The sequence below is a fragment of the Streptomyces sp. ISL-10 genome, assembly GCF_018614575.1.
Taxonomy (GTDB): domain Bacteria; phylum Actinomycetota; class Actinomycetes; order Streptomycetales; family Streptomycetaceae; genus Streptomyces.
Genome location: NZ_JAGGOJ010000033.1, coordinates 24,064 through 40,042, shown reverse-complemented (window position 1 = coordinate 40,042; position 15,979 = coordinate 24,064). Strand labels below are relative to the sequence as shown.

The 15,979-nt window shown below is 70.7% G+C and carries 13 protein-coding genes and 3 tRNA genes; 4 read left to right on the top strand and 12 right to left on the bottom strand.

Translation table 11 applies throughout. The annotated features are described in order from the left end of the window. Positions 1 to 33: 33 nt before the first annotated feature. The 8 genes from purF to purS form a co-directional block, all read right to left on the bottom strand. Positions 34 to 1,551, bottom strand: coding sequence for an amidophosphoribosyltransferase (gene purF / locus J7E88_RS30230; protein WP_215186633.1), 1,518 nt, complete (start codon positions 1,549 to 1,551; stop codon positions 34 to 36). Between the two features lie 433 nt (positions 1,552 to 1,984). Beyond that, positions 1,985 to 2,785: an META domain-containing protein gene (locus tag J7E88_RS30225; RefSeq protein ID WP_215186632.1), complete on the bottom strand. Its 801-nt coding sequence runs from the start codon at positions 2,783 to 2,785 to the stop codon at positions 1,985 to 1,987. An 87-nt stretch (positions 2,786 to 2,872) separates the two neighbouring features. Then, on the bottom strand, positions 2,873 to 3,664 hold the full coding sequence (locus J7E88_RS30220; RefSeq protein WP_215186631.1) for a maleylpyruvate isomerase family mycothiol-dependent enzyme: 792 nt from the start codon (positions 3,662 to 3,664) through the stop codon (positions 2,873 to 2,875). Positions 3,665 to 3,674: 10 nt separating this feature from the next. Further along, the gene (locus tag J7E88_RS30215; RefSeq protein WP_215186630.1) at positions 3,675 to 4,517 is read right to left on the bottom strand and encodes a M23 family metallopeptidase; all 843 of its coding nucleotides are present in this window, start codon (positions 4,515 to 4,517) and stop codon (positions 3,675 to 3,677) included. 46 nt (positions 4,518 to 4,563) lie between these two features. Then, positions 4,564 to 5,079, bottom strand: a complete 516-nt coding sequence (locus tag J7E88_RS30210; RefSeq protein ID WP_215186629.1) for a helix-turn-helix transcriptional regulator — start codon at positions 5,077 to 5,079, stop codon at positions 4,564 to 4,566. Between the two features lie 111 nt (positions 5,080 to 5,190). Further along, positions 5,191 to 7,440, bottom strand: a complete 2,250-nt coding sequence (gene purL / locus J7E88_RS30205) for a phosphoribosylformylglycinamidine synthase subunit PurL (RefSeq protein WP_215186628.1) — start codon at positions 7,438 to 7,440, stop codon at positions 5,191 to 5,193. Then, a complete protein-coding gene (purQ, locus tag J7E88_RS30200; protein ID WP_215186627.1) occupies positions 7,437 to 8,117 on the bottom strand; it encodes a phosphoribosylformylglycinamidine synthase subunit PurQ in 681 nt (226 codons plus the stop codon). Before purQ ends, purL begins: the two co-directional genes overlap by 4 nt. Then, positions 8,114 to 8,359, bottom strand: coding sequence for a phosphoribosylformylglycinamidine synthase subunit PurS (gene purS / locus J7E88_RS30195; protein WP_017240564.1), 246 nt, complete (start codon positions 8,357 to 8,359; stop codon positions 8,114 to 8,116). Before purS ends, purQ begins: the two co-directional genes overlap by 4 nt. 278 nt (positions 8,360 to 8,637) lie before the next feature. Here purS and J7E88_RS30190 point away from each other — a divergent pair, with 278 nt between their 5' ends. From J7E88_RS30190 to J7E88_RS30175, 4 genes are all read left to right on the top strand, one after another. Further along, positions 8,638 to 8,973, top strand: coding sequence for an Lsr2 family protein (locus J7E88_RS30190; RefSeq protein WP_215186626.1), 336 nt, complete (start codon positions 8,638 to 8,640; stop codon positions 8,971 to 8,973). Between the two features lie 137 nt (positions 8,974 to 9,110). Continuing rightward, positions 9,111 to 9,182: transfer RNA gene (locus J7E88_RS30185), tRNA-Gly, on the top strand. An 81-nt stretch (positions 9,183 to 9,263) separates the two neighbouring features. Beyond that, a tRNA-Gly gene (locus tag J7E88_RS30180) sits at positions 9,264 to 9,336 on the top strand. A 251-nt stretch (positions 9,337 to 9,587) separates the two neighbouring features. Then, positions 9,588 to 9,660: transfer RNA gene (locus J7E88_RS30175), tRNA-Gly, on the top strand. Between the two features lie 291 nt (positions 9,661 to 9,951). Here J7E88_RS30175 and J7E88_RS30170 read toward each other — a convergent pair. The 4 genes from J7E88_RS30170 to purD form a co-directional block, all read right to left on the bottom strand. Beyond that, a complete protein-coding gene (locus tag J7E88_RS30170; RefSeq protein ID WP_215186625.1) occupies positions 9,952 to 10,851 on the bottom strand; it encodes a phosphoribosylaminoimidazolesuccinocarboxamide synthase in 900 nt (299 codons plus the stop codon). Positions 10,852 to 10,948: 97 nt separating this feature from the next. Beyond that, on the bottom strand, positions 10,949 to 12,409 hold the full coding sequence (locus tag J7E88_RS30165; RefSeq protein WP_215186624.1) for a N,N-dimethylformamidase beta subunit family domain-containing protein: 1,461 nt from the start codon (positions 12,407 to 12,409) through the stop codon (positions 10,949 to 10,951). Between the two features lie 227 nt (positions 12,410 to 12,636). Beyond that, positions 12,637 to 14,307, bottom strand: coding sequence for a hypothetical protein (locus J7E88_RS30160; RefSeq protein ID WP_215186623.1), 1,671 nt, complete (start codon positions 14,305 to 14,307; stop codon positions 12,637 to 12,639). Positions 14,308 to 14,720: 413 nt separating this feature from the next. After that, positions 14,721 to 15,971, bottom strand: coding sequence for a phosphoribosylamine--glycine ligase (purD, locus tag J7E88_RS30155; RefSeq protein ID WP_215186622.1), 1,251 nt, complete (start codon positions 15,969 to 15,971; stop codon positions 14,721 to 14,723). Positions 15,972 to 15,979: the final 8 nt, after the last annotated feature.

The window sequence follows — 15,979 nt, the reverse complement described above, 5'->3', positions numbered from 1 at the left end:
GAGGTTGAGAGCTTTCGTGTCGTACTGCAGGGATTACGGGCGACGGAGGGCGTCGGCGGCATCGGCGCCACCCGCCAGCTCGGTCTCCAGAAGCTGCTTGCCCAGCAGCTCGGGGTCGGGCAGCTCCATCGGGTACTCGCCGTCGAAGCAGGCGCGGCAGAGGTTCGGCTTGGCGATGGTGGTCGCCTCGATCATGCCGTCGATGGAGATGTACGCGAGGGAGTCGGCGCCCAGGGACTTGCCGATCTCGTCGATCGACATGCCGTTGGCGATGAGCTCGGCGCGTGTCGCGAAGTCGATGCCGAAGAAGCAGGGCCACTTGACCGGCGGGGACGAGATCCGGATGTGGACCTCGGCGGCACCGGCCTCGCGGAGCATCTTGACCAGGGCCCGCTGGGTGTTGCCGCGGACGATCGAGTCGTCGACGACGACCAGCCGCTTGCCCCGGATGACTTCCTTGAGCGGGTTCAGCTTCAGGCGGATGCCCAGCTGGCGGATGGTCTGCGAGGGCTGGATGAAGGTGCGGCCCACGTAGGCGTTCTTCACCAGGCCGGAGCCGTACGGGATGCCACTCGCCTCGGCGTAGCCGATCGCGGCGGGCGTGCCGGACTCCGGCGTCGCTATGACGAGGTCGGCCTCGACCGGAGCTTCCTTGGCCAGTTTCCGGCCCATCTCGACCCGGGAGAGGTAGACGTTCCGGCCGGCGATGTCGGTGTCGGGACGCGCCAGGTAGACGTACTCGAAGACACAGCCCTTGGGCTTCGCTTCTGCGAAGCGAGAGGTGCGGATGCCGTTCTCGTCGATGGCGATGAGCTCACCGGGCTCGATCTCGCGGACGAAGCTGGCGCCGCAGATGTCGAGAGCGGCGCTCTCGGAGGCGACGACCCAGCCCCGGTCGAGGCGGCCGAGGACCAGCGGGCGGATGCCCTGCGGGTCGCGGGCCGCGTAGAGGGTGCCCTCGTCCATGAAGACGAGCGAGAAGGCGCCCTGGACCTCGGGAAGGACCTTGGCGGCCGCCTCCTCGATCGTCAGCGGCTTGCCGTCGTCGTCGACCTGCCCGGCGAGCAGAGCGGTGACCAGATCGGTGTCGTTGGTCGCGGCGACCTGGGTGGACCGGCCGTTCTCCTTGGGGAGCTCGGCGACCATCTCGGCCAGCTGAGCCGTGTTGACCAGGTTTCCGTTGTGGCCGAGCGCGATCGAGCCGTGGGCCGTGGCCCGGAAGGTCGGCTGCGCGTTCTCCCACACGGAGGCGCCCGTGGTCGAGTAGCGGGCGTGACCGACCGCGATGTGACCGGTCAGGGAGCCGAGAGAGGTCTCGTCGAAGACCTGGGACACCAGGCCCATGTCCTTGAAGACGAGGATCTGAGAGCCATTGCTGACCGCGATTCCCGCGGATTCCTGGCCTCGATGTTGGAGGGCGTAGAGCCCGAAGTAAGTGAGCTTCGCGACCTCTTCACCCGGAGCCCAGACACCGAAGACGCCGCAAGCGTCCTGGGGGCCCTTCTCGCCGGGGAGCAGGTCGTGGTTGAGTCGTCCGTCACCACGTGGCACGCCACCGAGTGTAGGCGAGATCGACCACTGGTCCGAATTGGGGATGCCGCGCAACTGGTTTCCAAGAGCCCGGTTGCGGCGCTCATGACACGCCGAAGGCAAGAATTCGCATGGCTCCGGCGGCCGTACGGACGCTGCACGGAGATCGGCAACGTGTCCGTCGACCCGTCCGCATCCTGGGACGATCGTCGACCCACCTGGCCGGGACGGGCCGGGCTCCCGGTCGGCACGGCCCTGCGCGACCGTGCCGTCACGCGCGTGGAGTGCCGTCGCGTCACCCTGCTCGGCGGGGCGAGCGCCGCCTGTGGGTGCGTGCGCCAGTTCACACCCGGTACTGCCGACGGGCGGCCCCATTTCGGTGCATTCCGGGCATGCCGCAACGCCTCGAAGAGCCCTCGCCGCATCCGATTCAGGTGGGTATGCCCGCGTCTGATCAGCGCATGTCCGCGAACGCCGCCAAACCCTTGCCGTTCGACGCGGTGAGGGTCAGCGTGCGGTGCTTCACCTCGTACTTCACCGTCCCCTCGCTGAGGACCTTGACCAGCTCACGCTCCAGATCCATCTCCGGACCCGGGCACAGCTTCCGGGTGGAGGCGAGACGGCCGAGGGTGATCGAGTCGCCGGAGACCTTCGCGGTGCTGGAGAAACGGTTGCAGCCGAGGCTGCCCCCGACGGTTCCGTCCTCGGCGATGGTCAGGTGCGCCTTGCCCTCCGTGCCGGCGGGCAGGGACGTGGCGGTCTCACCCGACACCAGGGAGTCCACGGTCCACCTGGTGCCGATCAGCGGGGCGGGCTGCTCGGCGGTCATCGCGATGGCGTCGCCCTTCTCGGTGGTCAGGGTCAGCCTGCCGTCGGTGAGCTTCGCCTTGAGCTTGCCGGAGAACGCGGCGCGCAGGGTGTCCTCGAAGCCCTGGACCTTCTTGTCACAGGCCATCTCGGTCATCTCGCCGGGACCGACCGTGACGGTGTCGCCCTTGATCGTGATGTCGGCGCCGAAGTGGTTGCATCCGTAGTTGCCCATGGCCCGGCCCTTGTCGGTGATCTCGACATACGCGTCGGTGGGCGCCGCGGTCTTCTTGCCGTCGACACTCACGCTGTCCACGGACCAGCGCACTCCGGTGAGAGGGACGTCGGGCGCCACGGAGTTACCGGAGCCGCCTTGCGACTCCGTGCCGCAGGCGGACAGGGCCAGGAGGGCCACGGCGGTGACAGGAATGCTCAGCTGGTAACGCATACCCCTGGGACGGGACGGCCCCGGCAGCGGTTCCCCCTCTCCAGGGGCCGGTACGGCCCGGAGCCCCGACACCCGGCCCCGTCGCGATCAGCCGAGGATCGGCAGCAGCGCGCCCAGGTCCGCACGCTCCCCACTGGCCCTGACCTTGGCGGCCTCCACCGCCTCCGGCCAGCCCGTGCGCCCGGTGGCGAGCCGGATCCAGGTCAGCGGATCGGTCTCGACGACATTGGGCGGCGTGCCGCGGGTGTGCCGGGGGCCCGCCACGCACTGGACGACGGCGAACGGCGGAATCCTGACCTCCGTCGACGCCCCGGGCGCCTTGACCGCGAGCGCGTCGGCGAGCAGCCGGGTGCAGGCGGCGAGCGCCTGCCGGTCGTACGGGATGTCCAGACCGGTCGCGTCGGCCAGGTCGTCGGTGTGGACGATCAGCTCGACGGTCCGGGTGACGAGGAAGTCCCCGAGTCGCATGGCCCCGAACCGTGTCGGCACCAGCCGGTCGTCCGGCACCAGGGGCAGCAGCTCCCCGACACGCTCGGCCGTGCGCGCGTACATCTCGTCGAGACCGGCGCTCGCCGCGAACTCCCGGGTGTCCTCGTCCACCTGCCCGGCGGCCGTGACGGTCGCGAACGGCCAGTCGAGCAGCGCGACCTCCTGGTGCGCCGGCTCGGGCATCGCGAGATACCGGGGGACGGCCGCCACCGCCATGGCGATGTGCGCGGCCAGCTCCCGCACGGTCCACTCGCCGAGCCGGGTGGGCAGGGCGAGCTGCTCTTCGCCGAGGCCGCCGACAACCTCGCGCACCTGCTGGAACTGCGCGAGCACGGCGGCACGGGTCCTGACGGGGTCGTAGGAGCGGAGGCGCTTCTTCGCGGGCGGCATGGGGCCGACCCTACGGGGTGGGCATACTGCCGGGCACCGTCTCACCGGCAGTGAACAGCTCGCCGTTCCCGGGGACTTCGAGGCCGCGCCAGCGGAACGGGATCCCGACCGCCGTGTCCGCGTCCGGGCCGTCCATCAGCTGGAAGTGGAGGTGCGGTTCGGAGGAGTTGCCCGAGTTCCCGCACCGGGCGAGCAGCTGGCCTGCCCGGACCCGGTCTCCCCGCCGGACGGCGAGCGAGCCGCGCTGAAGATGTGCGTACGCGGCGAACACTCCGTCGCCGAGGTCCAGGACGACATGGTTGCCGAAGATCCCGCGGACTCCGCAGAGGTCCCGGAACGACGCCTCGACGATCAGCAGGTAGAGCACCGCAGGCAGCGAGTTGCGGCTGAGATGGTCGCGCTGACGGTCATCGGCGTGGACGACGGTGGCATCGGCGACGGCGAACAGCGGCTCGCCGAAGGCCGGGAAGTCCCTGCTGCGGCGGACGAGCGGCCACAGGGCCCTGAAGCCGGGCCGGGCGCCCTCCGCGGGTTCGGCCACGAGGTCGATGGCGTACGTCTGCCCGTAGCCGTGGGTTCCGTGGCTGGGCGTCCGGTCGGCCGGGCTGTTCAGGGCGGACCAGCGACCGCGCACCGGCGCATCGACCTCGACGGCCTCGCGCGGTTGTTGACGCCGCACGAGCCGGGCGGTGCGGACGGAACCCGCCACGAATATGGCGAGGGCGAGCAGCGCGGGGAGCCAGACCCAGAACCACGCGAACGGCAGTCCGGCCAGGACGCCGAGGACGACGAGCGCGAAGAACACCACCCAGCTCGACCGATAGATGATCAGGAGTGTTTTACGGACGGACATGGTCGTTCCCCCTCGCTCTGTCACGGGCGCTGCGTCACGAGCTCTGTCAAGGGCACGCGGCGGTCAGCACCACGAGCAGCGGAACCACACGGGCCCCCGGCACCTCGTAGCGGCCGCGCCCTGTGGTGTGCAGCCAGCCCGCACCGGTCAGCTGGCGCAGATGGTGGTAGATCTGGCCGGTCGTGCCGAGCCCTTCGAGCTCGGCCAGCTCGGCGGCGGTGCGGCGGCCGCCGAGGATCTCGCGCAGCAGGCGCAGGCGCACGGCGTGGCCGAGAGCCGCCAGCGACTCGGCGGTCCGCCCCGGGTCGCCGGCGTCCTCCCCGAGGAGCCCCGCGGTGAGCGCACCGTACTGCCACTCGTACCGCTCCCCGGTCGGCAGGCGTACGGCCCCGGCGAACAGCACGCCGCCGTCCGCCGCCGCTTCGCCGGCCGGGGCGAGCTGCTGCTTCAGCCCCTCCAGCGCCCAGAAGTCGCCCTCGGCCGGGATCGCCGCCACGGACGGGGTCTCTTCCAGTGCCGCCAGCCGCCGCTCGAGCGCCGTGACCCGTTCTTCCAGATCCATGGGAAACGAGATTACGTAATTACGTAATCTCGCGCAACCCGGGAACGCCGAAGCCCCCGTCCGGTCGGGCCGGAGGGGGCTTCGAAGCGCGTCTGTCGGGCGACGCGTGTGTCAGACGAGCAGACCCGGAATGGTCTCCTCGTGCGCCGTACGCAGCTCGCTCAGCGGGATGCCGAACTCGCCCTGGACCTCCACCGCGTCGCCGTCGACCACGCCGATGCGGGTGGCGGGCAGGCCGCGCGCACCGCACATGTCGGTGAAGCGGAGCTCCTCGCTGCGCGGGACGGCGACGACCGCACGGCCGGCCGACTCGCTCAGCAGGAAGGTGAACGCGTCGAGGCCGTCCGGGACGACCAGGCGTGCGCCCTTGCCGCCGCGCAGGCAGGACTCGACCACGGCCTGGATCAGGCCGCCGTCCGAGAGGTCGTGAGCGGCGTCGATCATGCCGTCGCGCGAGGCGGAGATCAGGATCTCGGCCAGCAGCTTCTCCCGGTCGAGGTCGACCTTCGGCGGCAGACCGCCGAGGTGGTCGTGGACGACCTGGGACCAGGCCGAGCCGCCGAACTCCTCGTGGGTGTCACCGAGCAGGTAGAGCAGCTGCCCCTCCTCGGCGAACGCGATCGGTGTACGGCGGTTGACGTCGTCGATCACACCGAGCACGGCCACGACCGGGGTCGGGTGGATCGCCGTCTCACCGGTCTGGTTGTAGAGCGAGACGTTGCCGCCGGTGACCGGCGTGCCCAGCTGCAGGCAGCCGTCCGCGAGACCGCGGGTGGCCTCGGCGAACTGCCACATCACGTCCGGGTCCTCGGGGGAGCCGAAGTTCAGGCAGTTGGAGATGGCCAGCGGCTTGGCGCCGGAGGCGGCGACATTGCGGTACGACTCCACCAGCGCGAGCTGCGCACCCGCGTACGGGTCGAGTTTGGCGTACCGGCCGTTGCCGTCCGTCGCCATGGCCACGCCGAGGTTGGTCTCCTCGTCGATCCGGACCATGCCCGAGTCCTCGGGCTGGGCGAGCACGGTGTTGCCCTGCACGAACCGGTCGTACTGGTCCGTGATCCACGCCTTGGAGGCCTGGTTGGGGGAGGCGACCAGCTTCAGGACCTGCTCGCGCAGCTCCTCGGAGGTCTGCGGGCGCGGCAGCTTGTTCGCGTCGTCGGCCTGCAGGGCGTCCTGCCACGACGGACGGGCGAAGGGACGGTGGTACGTCGGGCCCTCGTGGGCGACCGTGCCGGGCGGCACGTCCACGATCAGCTCGCCGTGCCAGAAGATCTCCAGGTGGTCGCCTTCCGTCACCTCACCGATCACGGTGGCGGTGACGTCCCACTTCTCGCAGATCTCCATGAAGCGCTCGACGTACCGCGGCTCGACGATCGCGCACATGCGCTCCTGCGACTCGCTCATGAGGATCTCCTCCGGCGAGAGCGTCGCGTCGCGCAGCGGCACGGTGTCCAGCTCTACCCGCATGCCGCCGCTGCCGGCGCTCGCCAGCTCGGAGGTGGCACACGACAGACCGGCGCCGCCGAGGTCCTGGATGCCCGCGACGAGCTTCTCCTTGAAGATCTCAAGGGTGCACTCGATCAGCAGCTTCTCCTGGAACGGGTCACCGACCTGGACCGCCGGCCGCTTGGCCGGACCGGTCGACTCGAAGGTCTCCGAGGCCAGCACGGAGACGCCACCGATACCGTCGCCACCGGTCCGGGCTCCGTACAGGATGACCTTGTTGCCCGGGCCCGACGCCTTGGCGAGGTGGATGTCCTCGTGCTTCATCACACCGATGCAGCCGGCGTTGACCAGCGGGTTTCCCTGGTAGCACGCGTCGAAGACGACCTCGCCGCCGATGTTCGGCAGGCCCAGGCAGTTGCCGTAGCCACCGATGCCCGCGACCACGCCCGGCAGGACGCGCTTGGTGTCGGGGTGGTCGGCCGCACCGAAGCGCAGCGGGTCCACGACCGCGACCGGACGCGCACCCATCGCGAGGATGTCGCGGACGATGCCGCCGACGCCGGTCGCCGCGCCCTGGTAGGGCTCGATGTACGACGGGTGGTTGTGCGACTCGACCTTGAAGGTCACCGCGTAACCCTGGCCGACGTCGACGACACCCGCGTTCTCGCCGATGCCGACGAGCATCGCGTCGTTCTCGGGGATCTTCTCGCCGAACTGCTTCAGGTGGACCTTGCTGCTCTTGTACGAGCAGTGCTCCGACCACATCACGCTGTACATCGCGAGCTCGGCGCCGGTGGGACGGCGGCCGAGGATCTCGCGGATCCGCGCGTACTCGTCCTCCTTGAGGCCGAGCTCCTTCCACGGCTGCTCGGCATCCGGGGTCTCGCCCGCGTGCTTGACGGTGTCCAGAGTCATGCTGCGACCAACTTCTTCAGGATCGAGGTGAAGAATCCGAGCCCGTCGGTACGCCCCGTACCGATCAGCGGCTCCACGGCGTGCTCCGGGTGCGGCATCAGACCGACCACGTTGCCCGCGGCGTTGGTGATGCCGGCGATGTCGCGCAGTGAACCGTTGGGGTTGACGTCGAGGTAGCGGAAGGCGACGCGGCCCTCCGCCTCCAGCTCGTCGAGCACCCGCTCGTCGGCGACGTACCGGCCGTCCATGTTCTTCAGCGGGACGGAGATCTCCTGGCCCGCCTCGTAGTCCGCGGTCCAGGCGGTGTCCGCGTTCTCGACACGCAGCTTCTGGTCGCGGCAGATGAAGTGCAGGTGGTTGTTCTGCAGCATCGCGCCCGGCAGCAGATGCGCCTCGGTGAGGATCTGGAAACCGTTGCAGATGCCGAGAACCGGCATACCGGCCTTCGCCTGCTCGATGATCGTGCCCATCACCGGCGAAAAGCGGGAGATGGCGCCGGCGCGCAGATAGTCGCCGTACGAGAAGCCGCCGGCGAGGACGACCGCGTCGACCTGCTTGAGGTCCTTGTCGCGGTGCCACAGCGGAACGGCCTCGGCGCCCGCGAGGCGGGCGGCACGCAGAGCGTCCCGGTCGTCGAGCGTTCCGGGGAAAGTGACGACTCCGATACGAGAGGTCACGACTCCACCTTCACGATGAAGTCCTCGATGACGGTGTTGGCGAGGAACGTTTCGGCCATCTCATGGATGCGGGCGAGGGCGGCGTCGTCGACCGGCCCCTCCACCTCCAGCTCGAAGCGCTTTCCCTGACGGACGTCCGCGATCCCGGCGAATCCCAGACGCGGCAGTGCACGCTGCACCGCCTGTCCCTGGGGGTCGAGGATCTCGGGCTTGAGCATGACGTCGACTACGACGCGAGCCACGGGCACTCCCGGTGGTGTGTTGCGAGGGCGGTTCCCTCAGCGTACCCGTCCCGAAAATCTACGCGAGTAGATATACATCGCACCCGCCGAAAATCCCGGGAAAGAATCTCTGCGACCTTTGCGGCGGAGACTCGCGGAAAATTGCCGGGGCTTCACAATGCGTGGTCGTGCGCTGTACAAAGGAATACAGAGGAAAGCAGCATTGCCCCTCAACGGCCGTAAAGCCGGTATCGCCGCACGTCAGAACCGGTGATACCGCAGGGAAAGGACCGATATCCGTGGCTCAGCGAGTAGTGGTCACGCTCTCCGACGACATCGATGGCGGAGAAGCGGCGGAAACGGTCATGTTCGGCCTCGACGGGAAGTCGTACGAGATCGACCTCAATACGTCCAATGCAAAGAAACTGCGCAAGGCCCTGGCTCCGTACATGGCCGCAGGCCGAAAGCTGACGAACGTCACCAAGCGCGACAAGGCACGTATCTCGTACCGGCACACCTCGCTCGAACCGTCCCCGGCCGCGATCCGCGCCTGGGCGCAGTCCCGCAAGATGGACGTGCCCGCCCGGGGCCGTATCCCCAAGCGCGTCTACGAGGCGTTCCGCGAGGCCAGTTGAGCGGCCGGCCCCCCGGCGCCGGAGCCGGGCCCGCGCGCGAGGGCCGCGGCGAACCGAGTTGCACCGCACCCCCGGTGATCGGCTAGAGTCTGGAGCACGCCGAGGGGCAAGGCCGAAAGGCCCGGCCCAGCGAGCATGCGGGTGTAGTTCAGTAGCAGAACATCCCCCTTCCAGGGGGAAGGCGCAGTGTGCAATTCCTGTCACCCGCTCTGCACCATCATTACCGTCCACCGATGTGGATCAGGTACAGTGGTCAACGCACCGCCCGGTGAGAGCCGAGCGGCAGCAATGCGGACGTGGCTCAGTTGGTAGAGCATCACCTTGCCAAGGTGAGGGTCGCGAGTTCGAATCTCGTCGTCCGCTCAGAGAGCGAAGGCCCTGGTCGATATGACCGGGGCCTTCGTCGTTCTCCGGTGTCGGATATCCGCCGCCTGTGACGATTGCCACAGGAATCCCCGCATACAGGGTGCTGCTCCCCGCGTATCCCGGGCCGCCCCCCGCGGCGGGTCCCACGCTCCGGCGGGTCCGGCGGAGACCCGTCCGGGAGATCTGTACGGCCGTGTGTCTCATCCACGTCCGAGTTTGGGTATAGTGGTCCCCGCGCTACGGCGCATGCGGACGTGGCTCAGTTGGTAGAGCATCACCTTGCCAAGGTGAGGGTCGCGAGTTCGAATCTCGTCGTCCGCTCAGCGCAAAGCCCCCGGCGATCTCGCCGGGGGCTTTCTCGTGCGCTTCTTGTGTCGCACAGGCCGTGGGTGCCCGCCGACGAGCATCGTCCGATGGCTGGGAGCTCCTCCCGTGCCCGAAGGGCCACGGGGGAGATCGGCAAGCCGCCGGAAGCCCTCGCAGCGGAGCCACTTGGGCCTTTGGCCAATGCAGCACGGCGCCCTCCCCGTGCCCGCAGGGCTGCGGGGGTCATTCCCCGACGGAGGCCGTGGGGGCCGGGTGGCGCGGCAGGGCAAAGCCTGCCGGGGGGCACTAGCTCCAGGTCGTCCCGGTCAGCAGCTCGTACGCCTCCAGGTACTTCGCCCGGGTCGCGTCCACGACGTCCTGCGGCAGCGCGGGCGGCGGCTGCTCGCTCCTGCGGTCCCAGCCGGAGGCCGGCGACGTCAGCCAGTCGCGTACGTACTGCTTGTCGTACGACGGCTGGGCGCGGCCCGGCTCCCAGGAGGCGGCGGGCCAGAAGCGGGACGAGTCCGGGGTCAGCACCTCGTCCGCGAGGACCAGGGTGTCCCCGTCGAAGCCGAACTCGAACTTGGTGTCGGCCAGGATGATGCCGCGCTCCCGGGCGATGTCGCGGGCACGCGCGTACACGTCGAGAGTCGTGCGGCGCAGGTGGGCGGCGGTCTCCGCGCCGACCTGGCGGGCGACCTCCTCGTAGCTGACGTTCTCGTCGTGGTCCCCGACGGCCGCCTTCGTGGCCGGCGTGAAGATCGGGGCGGGCAGCTCGGAGCCGTCGCGCAGCCCCTCGGGGAGCCCCAGACCGCAGACCGTACGGGTCTGCTCGTACTCCACCAGGCCGGAGCCGGTCAGGTAGCCGCGGGCGACGCACTCGACCGGCACCATGTTCAGCGACTTGCAGACCAGGGTGCGGCCTTCCCAGTCGGCCGGGGCGCCGGCGGGCAACTCGGTGGACAGCACATGGTTCGGGACGAGGTCCTGCAGCCGCTCGAACCACCACAGGGACAGTCGGGTCAGGACCCGGCCCTTGTCGGGGATCTCGGTGGGCAGCACCCAGTCGAAGGCGGACATGCGGTCGCTGGCCACCATCACGAGGTCGCCCGCCTCGTTCCGGTACAGGTCGCGCACCTTGCCGGTGTGCAGGTGCACCAGGCCGGGCACCTGGGTCGGCTCGGGCTTTTCGACGAATCCGGACACGGTTCCTCCGCGTGGTTACGTACAACGGATCCGATTGTCCCGTATCCAGGCAGGACTCTCCCGGGCAGGGGTGCCGGACGTGCCGGACCAGGCGGGCCTAGTCGCGTTTGCAGATGCGGTCCAGGAGGTTGGCCGTCGCGCGCTGGATGCGCGGGTCCACGTGGCCGGGCCGGTCCAGGGCGGGTGACCATGCGAAGGTGCCGGAGGCGAACACCAGGGCGCCCGACGGTGCCCGGTACAGCGACGTCTCCTGGTGGCGCAGCACCCCGTCGCCGTCCTCGTAGGGCGAGTGGGCGAGCAGGATGCGGCCGACGTGCTCGGGCAGCGCGGTGCGCGGGAAGTAGCGGTCGGCCTCGCCCGCGACCAGGCCGGGCAGCTGGTCGCCCTCGCCCGCGCCCGTCGCCTCCCACAGCCAGTGGTCCGCGTTGCGCACGACGAGGGGCGAGGGCTCGGGGACACGGCCCGCGTACTGGATGCCGAGCAGCAGTTGCTCGGACCGGTCCACCTCACGCCACAGCGCCGGTTTGCCGGGGCCGCGGCGCTTGCGGCAGGTCAGCAGGCGCTCGGGCATCCCTGACGGGGACGGACCGAGATCGACCCGCCAGTACATGGTGTTGGCGGAGAGGAAGACCAGCGAGGTGCCCCGGTCGCGGGCGGTCTCGACGGCGTGACGCATGGGCGCCGACCAGTACTCGTCGTGGCCGGGGAAGACCAGGCCGCGGTAGCGGGAGGGATCCACGCGGCCCGCGTGGAGATCGCGGGTGTCGGCGTAGGCCAGGTCGTAGCCGTAGCGCTCGGCCCAGCGGATGAAGTCGTAGGCGTGGCCGACGTGCAGGGGCAGGCCGGCGCCCGCATAGGGGCGGTCGTAGGAGACCGTGACGGCGGCGTCCTGCTCACCGAGGAGGCGGCCGGTCTCGTCCCACGCGTGGTACAGGCTCGCGCCGGTGCGGCCGTCCTCCGGATAGAGGTTGTACGCCTGCCAGGTGACGTCGGGCAGGAGGAGCAGCAGGTCGGCCGGATGGTCGTCGCGGACCGTGAAGGGGATGTGGGACCGGTAGCCGTCGAGCGTGGTCAGCACGGCGACGTACGCGCCGATCGACCAGTACGAGGGGATCTGGAGCCGCCACGAGAGCCACCAGTGGTGACAGGAGACCGTGCGGTCGGCGGTGAGCGGGGGCGGCTGGACGATGCCGGACAGCCGCGAACTCGTGGTGATCTTGGCGGCGCCGTCGCCGCCGTAGTGCCCGATGCGATAGATGTCGACCGAAAACTGCTGTGGCGGGTCCACGGTGACGTGGAAATCGATCGCCTCGCCGGGTGTGGCCGCCCCCGGCGACACGAACCCCTTGATCTGGCGGTGCACGTCATCCGCCGTACGCGGGCCGCCGGAGCCGCCGCGGGCAAGGGTGGGGTCGGCGTACCAGGGGACGACCTGGCCGGTGTCGCCGAAGTAGTGCTCACCGCCGCGCAGCCAGGGGAGCGGGCCCTGCCCGAAGGGGTCGCTGACGGCGTGTGCGAGGGCTCCCGATTCCCATCGCCGGATCTGCTCCGCCCCCATGCTGCGCCCTCCCTCGGTGCCCCCGGGTCCACGGTCTCGCGCCGACCTGTTCAGCGCCGGTCTCCAGCACATCACATAACGCACTCACTCCGTCACCGTTCGTCGCGAATTGACGCGAAGGGGAAGAGATCGTTCCGGATAGGGCGTGGGACGCGGCTCGTCGCGGGGATGCGGACCTCGCGGGCGGGGCCCGCGGTCCTGCGGACGCGGGGCGAGCGGCGTGCGGCTCAGGCGAGGCGGACGGGCTTCTCCGGCCGTACGCCGAGGGAGCCGAGCCACACCCGCAGAGGCTGCGCGTCACCGTCCTCGACGAGGCTCAGCACCGGTGCCATGAGATCGCCACGCCGCTCGCCATGGATCAGCAGCGCCGGGCCGTCCAGCCAGTCCAGGCCGGGCGCAGCGCCCACGGTGTCGACCGCGGTGCAGCACACCATCGCGACGACATGGTCCGCGAGCAGCTCACGGCCGGTGCGCGGGGGCTGGAGCGGGCACAGGGGCAGCGGATCGCCGCCCCACAGGGCCAGTGCGTCACCCACACCCTCCCGCGCGGCATGGGACTGGCCGGCGGCGCCGGTCTGACACCCCGCTTCACGGCCGGCCTCCTCCCGGGCCGCACGGGCGGTGAGCGCGGCAGCCAGGTCGTCACTCGCACCACCGCCGGGCCGCTGCGACAGGTGCTCCATCACGCGGGAGAGTGTCGGCCCATCGGGCCCGGTCGACGGCGGCACCCCCAGCTCGTCGAGGACCCGGTGGATACGAGCGGCCTCCGTACGCCATTTACGGTCCACGACCTCGTCCGGATACTGCTGCCAGTCCACCGGAGACCAATCGGGGCCGCCCCCGGCAGGGCCGCCGTGGAACAGCCTCGCCGCCAGCAGCGACGCCGCCTCGTCCACCGCCCCCGGCTCCTCCAGCAGGTCACAGGCCGGACGCTCGCCCAGCCTCGAGGTGAATCCCTCGGCCAGACGGTCGCGCCGGGACAGCTCGGTCAGCGCCGACACGACGCCCGCGTCCAGCCGCGAGGGCCAGCGGCCCATGCGCCAGGCGGGCAGCGCGACCCTGGTCAGCAGCCGGTCCCAGCCCGCGTAGGCCAGGCCCACCTGCTCCTGGGCGACGATCCGCAGGCCGTAGTCCACATCCTGTGCACGCTCGGACGCGGCGGCCGCGACCCAGCGCTCCATCTCGGCCGCAGGCATCTGACAGCCGCGCAGCAGGACCCGGGCTATCCGGCCGGTCAGCAGCGACAGCGGCCTGCGTATGGACCTCTGCCCTGTGTCGGCGGCGTCGGCGACCGCGGCGTCCAGGCCCCGCACGAAGCGGCGGGCGGCGGCTATGTCGGGATCGGCGGCGAGGCCGGTGCCGGCGACGACCGGGGCGAGTACGGCCCGCAGCTCGGCGACCCGCATCCACCACAGGAACGGTGAGCCGATGACCAGGACCGGCGCCTTGCCCGAACGCCGCCCTGCCCCGGACATGGAGTGTGCCGGGTGCGTACGGTCCTCCAGCCAGCTGTCGCAGTCCGGGGTGAGGGCGAGGGCGGAGGGCGCGGGCACGTCGAGACGCTCGGCGAGGTCATGGACCAGCCGGTAGAGATCGGGGGCCGAGCGCTCCGGAAGCTCCACCGTGGGGCTGAGCGCGGGGGTCGCCCGGGTGATGACGGCGGCGACCACCGTGGTCGCGAGCAGCACGACCACCGCCCAGACCGTCACGGTCCAGCGCGCGACGTCCCAGCCGCCACCGGTCATCCGCCCCATGGCACCGCCGGCGAGCAGGACCACGGCCGAGGCAGCCGGTAGCAGCGCCACGGCGGTCGCCCAACTGCGGACGCGCAGCACGGCGAGGGCCTTGGAACGGGCGCCCCGAGCGCCCACCGACTCCCCGATAGCGGTACCGGACACGACCGGACGTCACCCCCTCTGCCCTGCGACGGTGTTGGTCACTCCCCCACTGTGGCACCGCCCACTGACATCGCAATGCCGGTGGGCCAAGTGCCGGAACCCTTGCGCCGCACCCTAGTTGGGGCTTCGGCGACCGTCATCCGGATGGCTCAGCCATCACTCGATGGAATGGCTTTGGGCAAAGGATCGGCCGGTTTCCGGGGGCGTATGGACGCGGTCCGGGCGTACGGGTCCCGGGCCCGGACCCGTAGGCCTACGGGTCCAGGATGAGCCGGCCCGACCGGTTCCCGGGCCTAGGGGGCCGGGCGTACGGCCGCGGACGGGGGCCGGCGCGGAGTGCGTCGGGCCCCGTCCGGAAGGAAGGTGCGTCGTGTGCGGGCGCCAAGGGACCGGCCGGCCCGCCGGTTCTGTCGTCAGCCCTCCGCTGCCGCGCGGGCGATGTCCGTCCGGTGCTGGGAGCCGGACAGGCGGATGCGCGACACCGCCCGGTAGGCGCGCTCACGGGCCTCGGCCAGGTCCTTGCCCGTCGCGGTCACCGAGAGCACGCGGCCGCCCGCGCTCACGATCGCGTCGCCGTCCCGCTTCGTACCGGCGTGCAGCACGTACGCGTGCGGCGCGTCCTCGGCGGCGACCTCGTCCAGGCCCTCGATCGGGTCGCCGGTACGCGGCGTGTCCGGATAGTTGTGGGAGGCGATGACGACGGTCACGGCCGCGTCCTCGCGCCACTGCAGCGGCGGAAAAGTGTCGAGCGTGCCGTTCGCCGCGGCGAGCAGGACCCCGGCCAGCGGAGTCTTCAGCCGGGCGAGCACGACCTGGGTCTCCGGGTCGCCGAAGCGGGCGTTGAACTCGATGACCCGCACACCGCGCGACGTGATCGCGAGGCCCGCGTACAGCAGCCCGGAGAAGGGCGTGCCGCGGCGGCGCAGTTCGTCGACCGTCGGCTGGAGAACGGTCGCCATGACCTCGTCGACCAGCTTGGGATCGGCCCACGGCAGCGGGGAGTACGCACCCATGCCGCCGGTGTTCGGGCCCTCGTCACCGTCGAGAGCGCGCTTGAAGTCCTGGGCGGGCCGCAGGGGAACGACCGTCTCGCCGTCGGTGACGGCGAAGAGGGAGACCTCGGGCCCGTCGAGGTACTCCTCGATGACGACCCGGCCGCACGCCAGCGCATGCTCGCGGGCCTGCGCCAGATCGCCGGTGACAACGACTCCCTTGCCCGCGGCGAGCCCGTCGTCCTTGACCACGTACGGGGCGCCGAAGGCGTCGAGCGCCTCGTCGATCTCCTCCGGGGTCGTGCAGACGTAGCTGCGGGCCGTGGGCACTCCGGCCCCGGCCATCACGTCCTTGGCGAAGGCCTTCGAGCCCTCCAGCTGCGCCGCAGCCGCCGACGGGCCGAAGCAGGGGATCCCCGCGGCACGGACATGGTCGGCGACACCGGCGACCAGCGGCGCCTCGGGGCCGACCACGACGAGATCGGCGCCGAGAACGGCGGCGAGCCGCGCGACGGCCGGGCCGTCCAGCGGGTCGACCGGATGCAGCTCGGCGACCTCGGCGATACCGGCGTTTCCAGGCGCGCAGTGCAGAGCGGTGACGTCGGGATCGAGGGACAGAGAGCGGCACAGGGCATGTTCGCGGGCGCCGCCGCCGATGACGAGGACCTTCACGGGCGCCA

Excerpts from the sequence above, each read along its gene's own strand:
- J7E88_RS30225 (WP_215186632.1), bottom strand. The coding sequence starts at position 2,785 with ATGCGTTACCAGCTGAGCATTCCTGTCACCGCCGTGGCCCTCCTGGCC.
- J7E88_RS30220 (WP_215186631.1), bottom strand. The coding sequence starts at position 3,664 with ATGCCGCCCGCGAAGAAGCGCCTCCGCTCCTACGACCCCGTCAGGACC.
- J7E88_RS30215 (WP_215186630.1), bottom strand. The coding sequence starts at position 4,517 with ATGTCCGTCCGTAAAACACTCCTGATCATCTATCGGTCGAGCTGGGTG.
- J7E88_RS30210 (WP_215186629.1), bottom strand. The coding sequence starts at position 5,079 with ATGGATCTGGAAGAACGGGTCACGGCGCTCGAGCGGCGGCTGGCGGCA.
- purL (WP_215186628.1), bottom strand. The coding sequence starts at position 7,440 with ATGACTCTGGACACCGTCAAGCACGCGGGCGAGACCCCGGATGCCGAG.
- J7E88_RS30165 (WP_215186624.1), bottom strand. The coding sequence starts at position 12,409 with ATGGGGGCGGAGCAGATCCGGCGATGGGAATCGGGAGCCCTCGCACAC.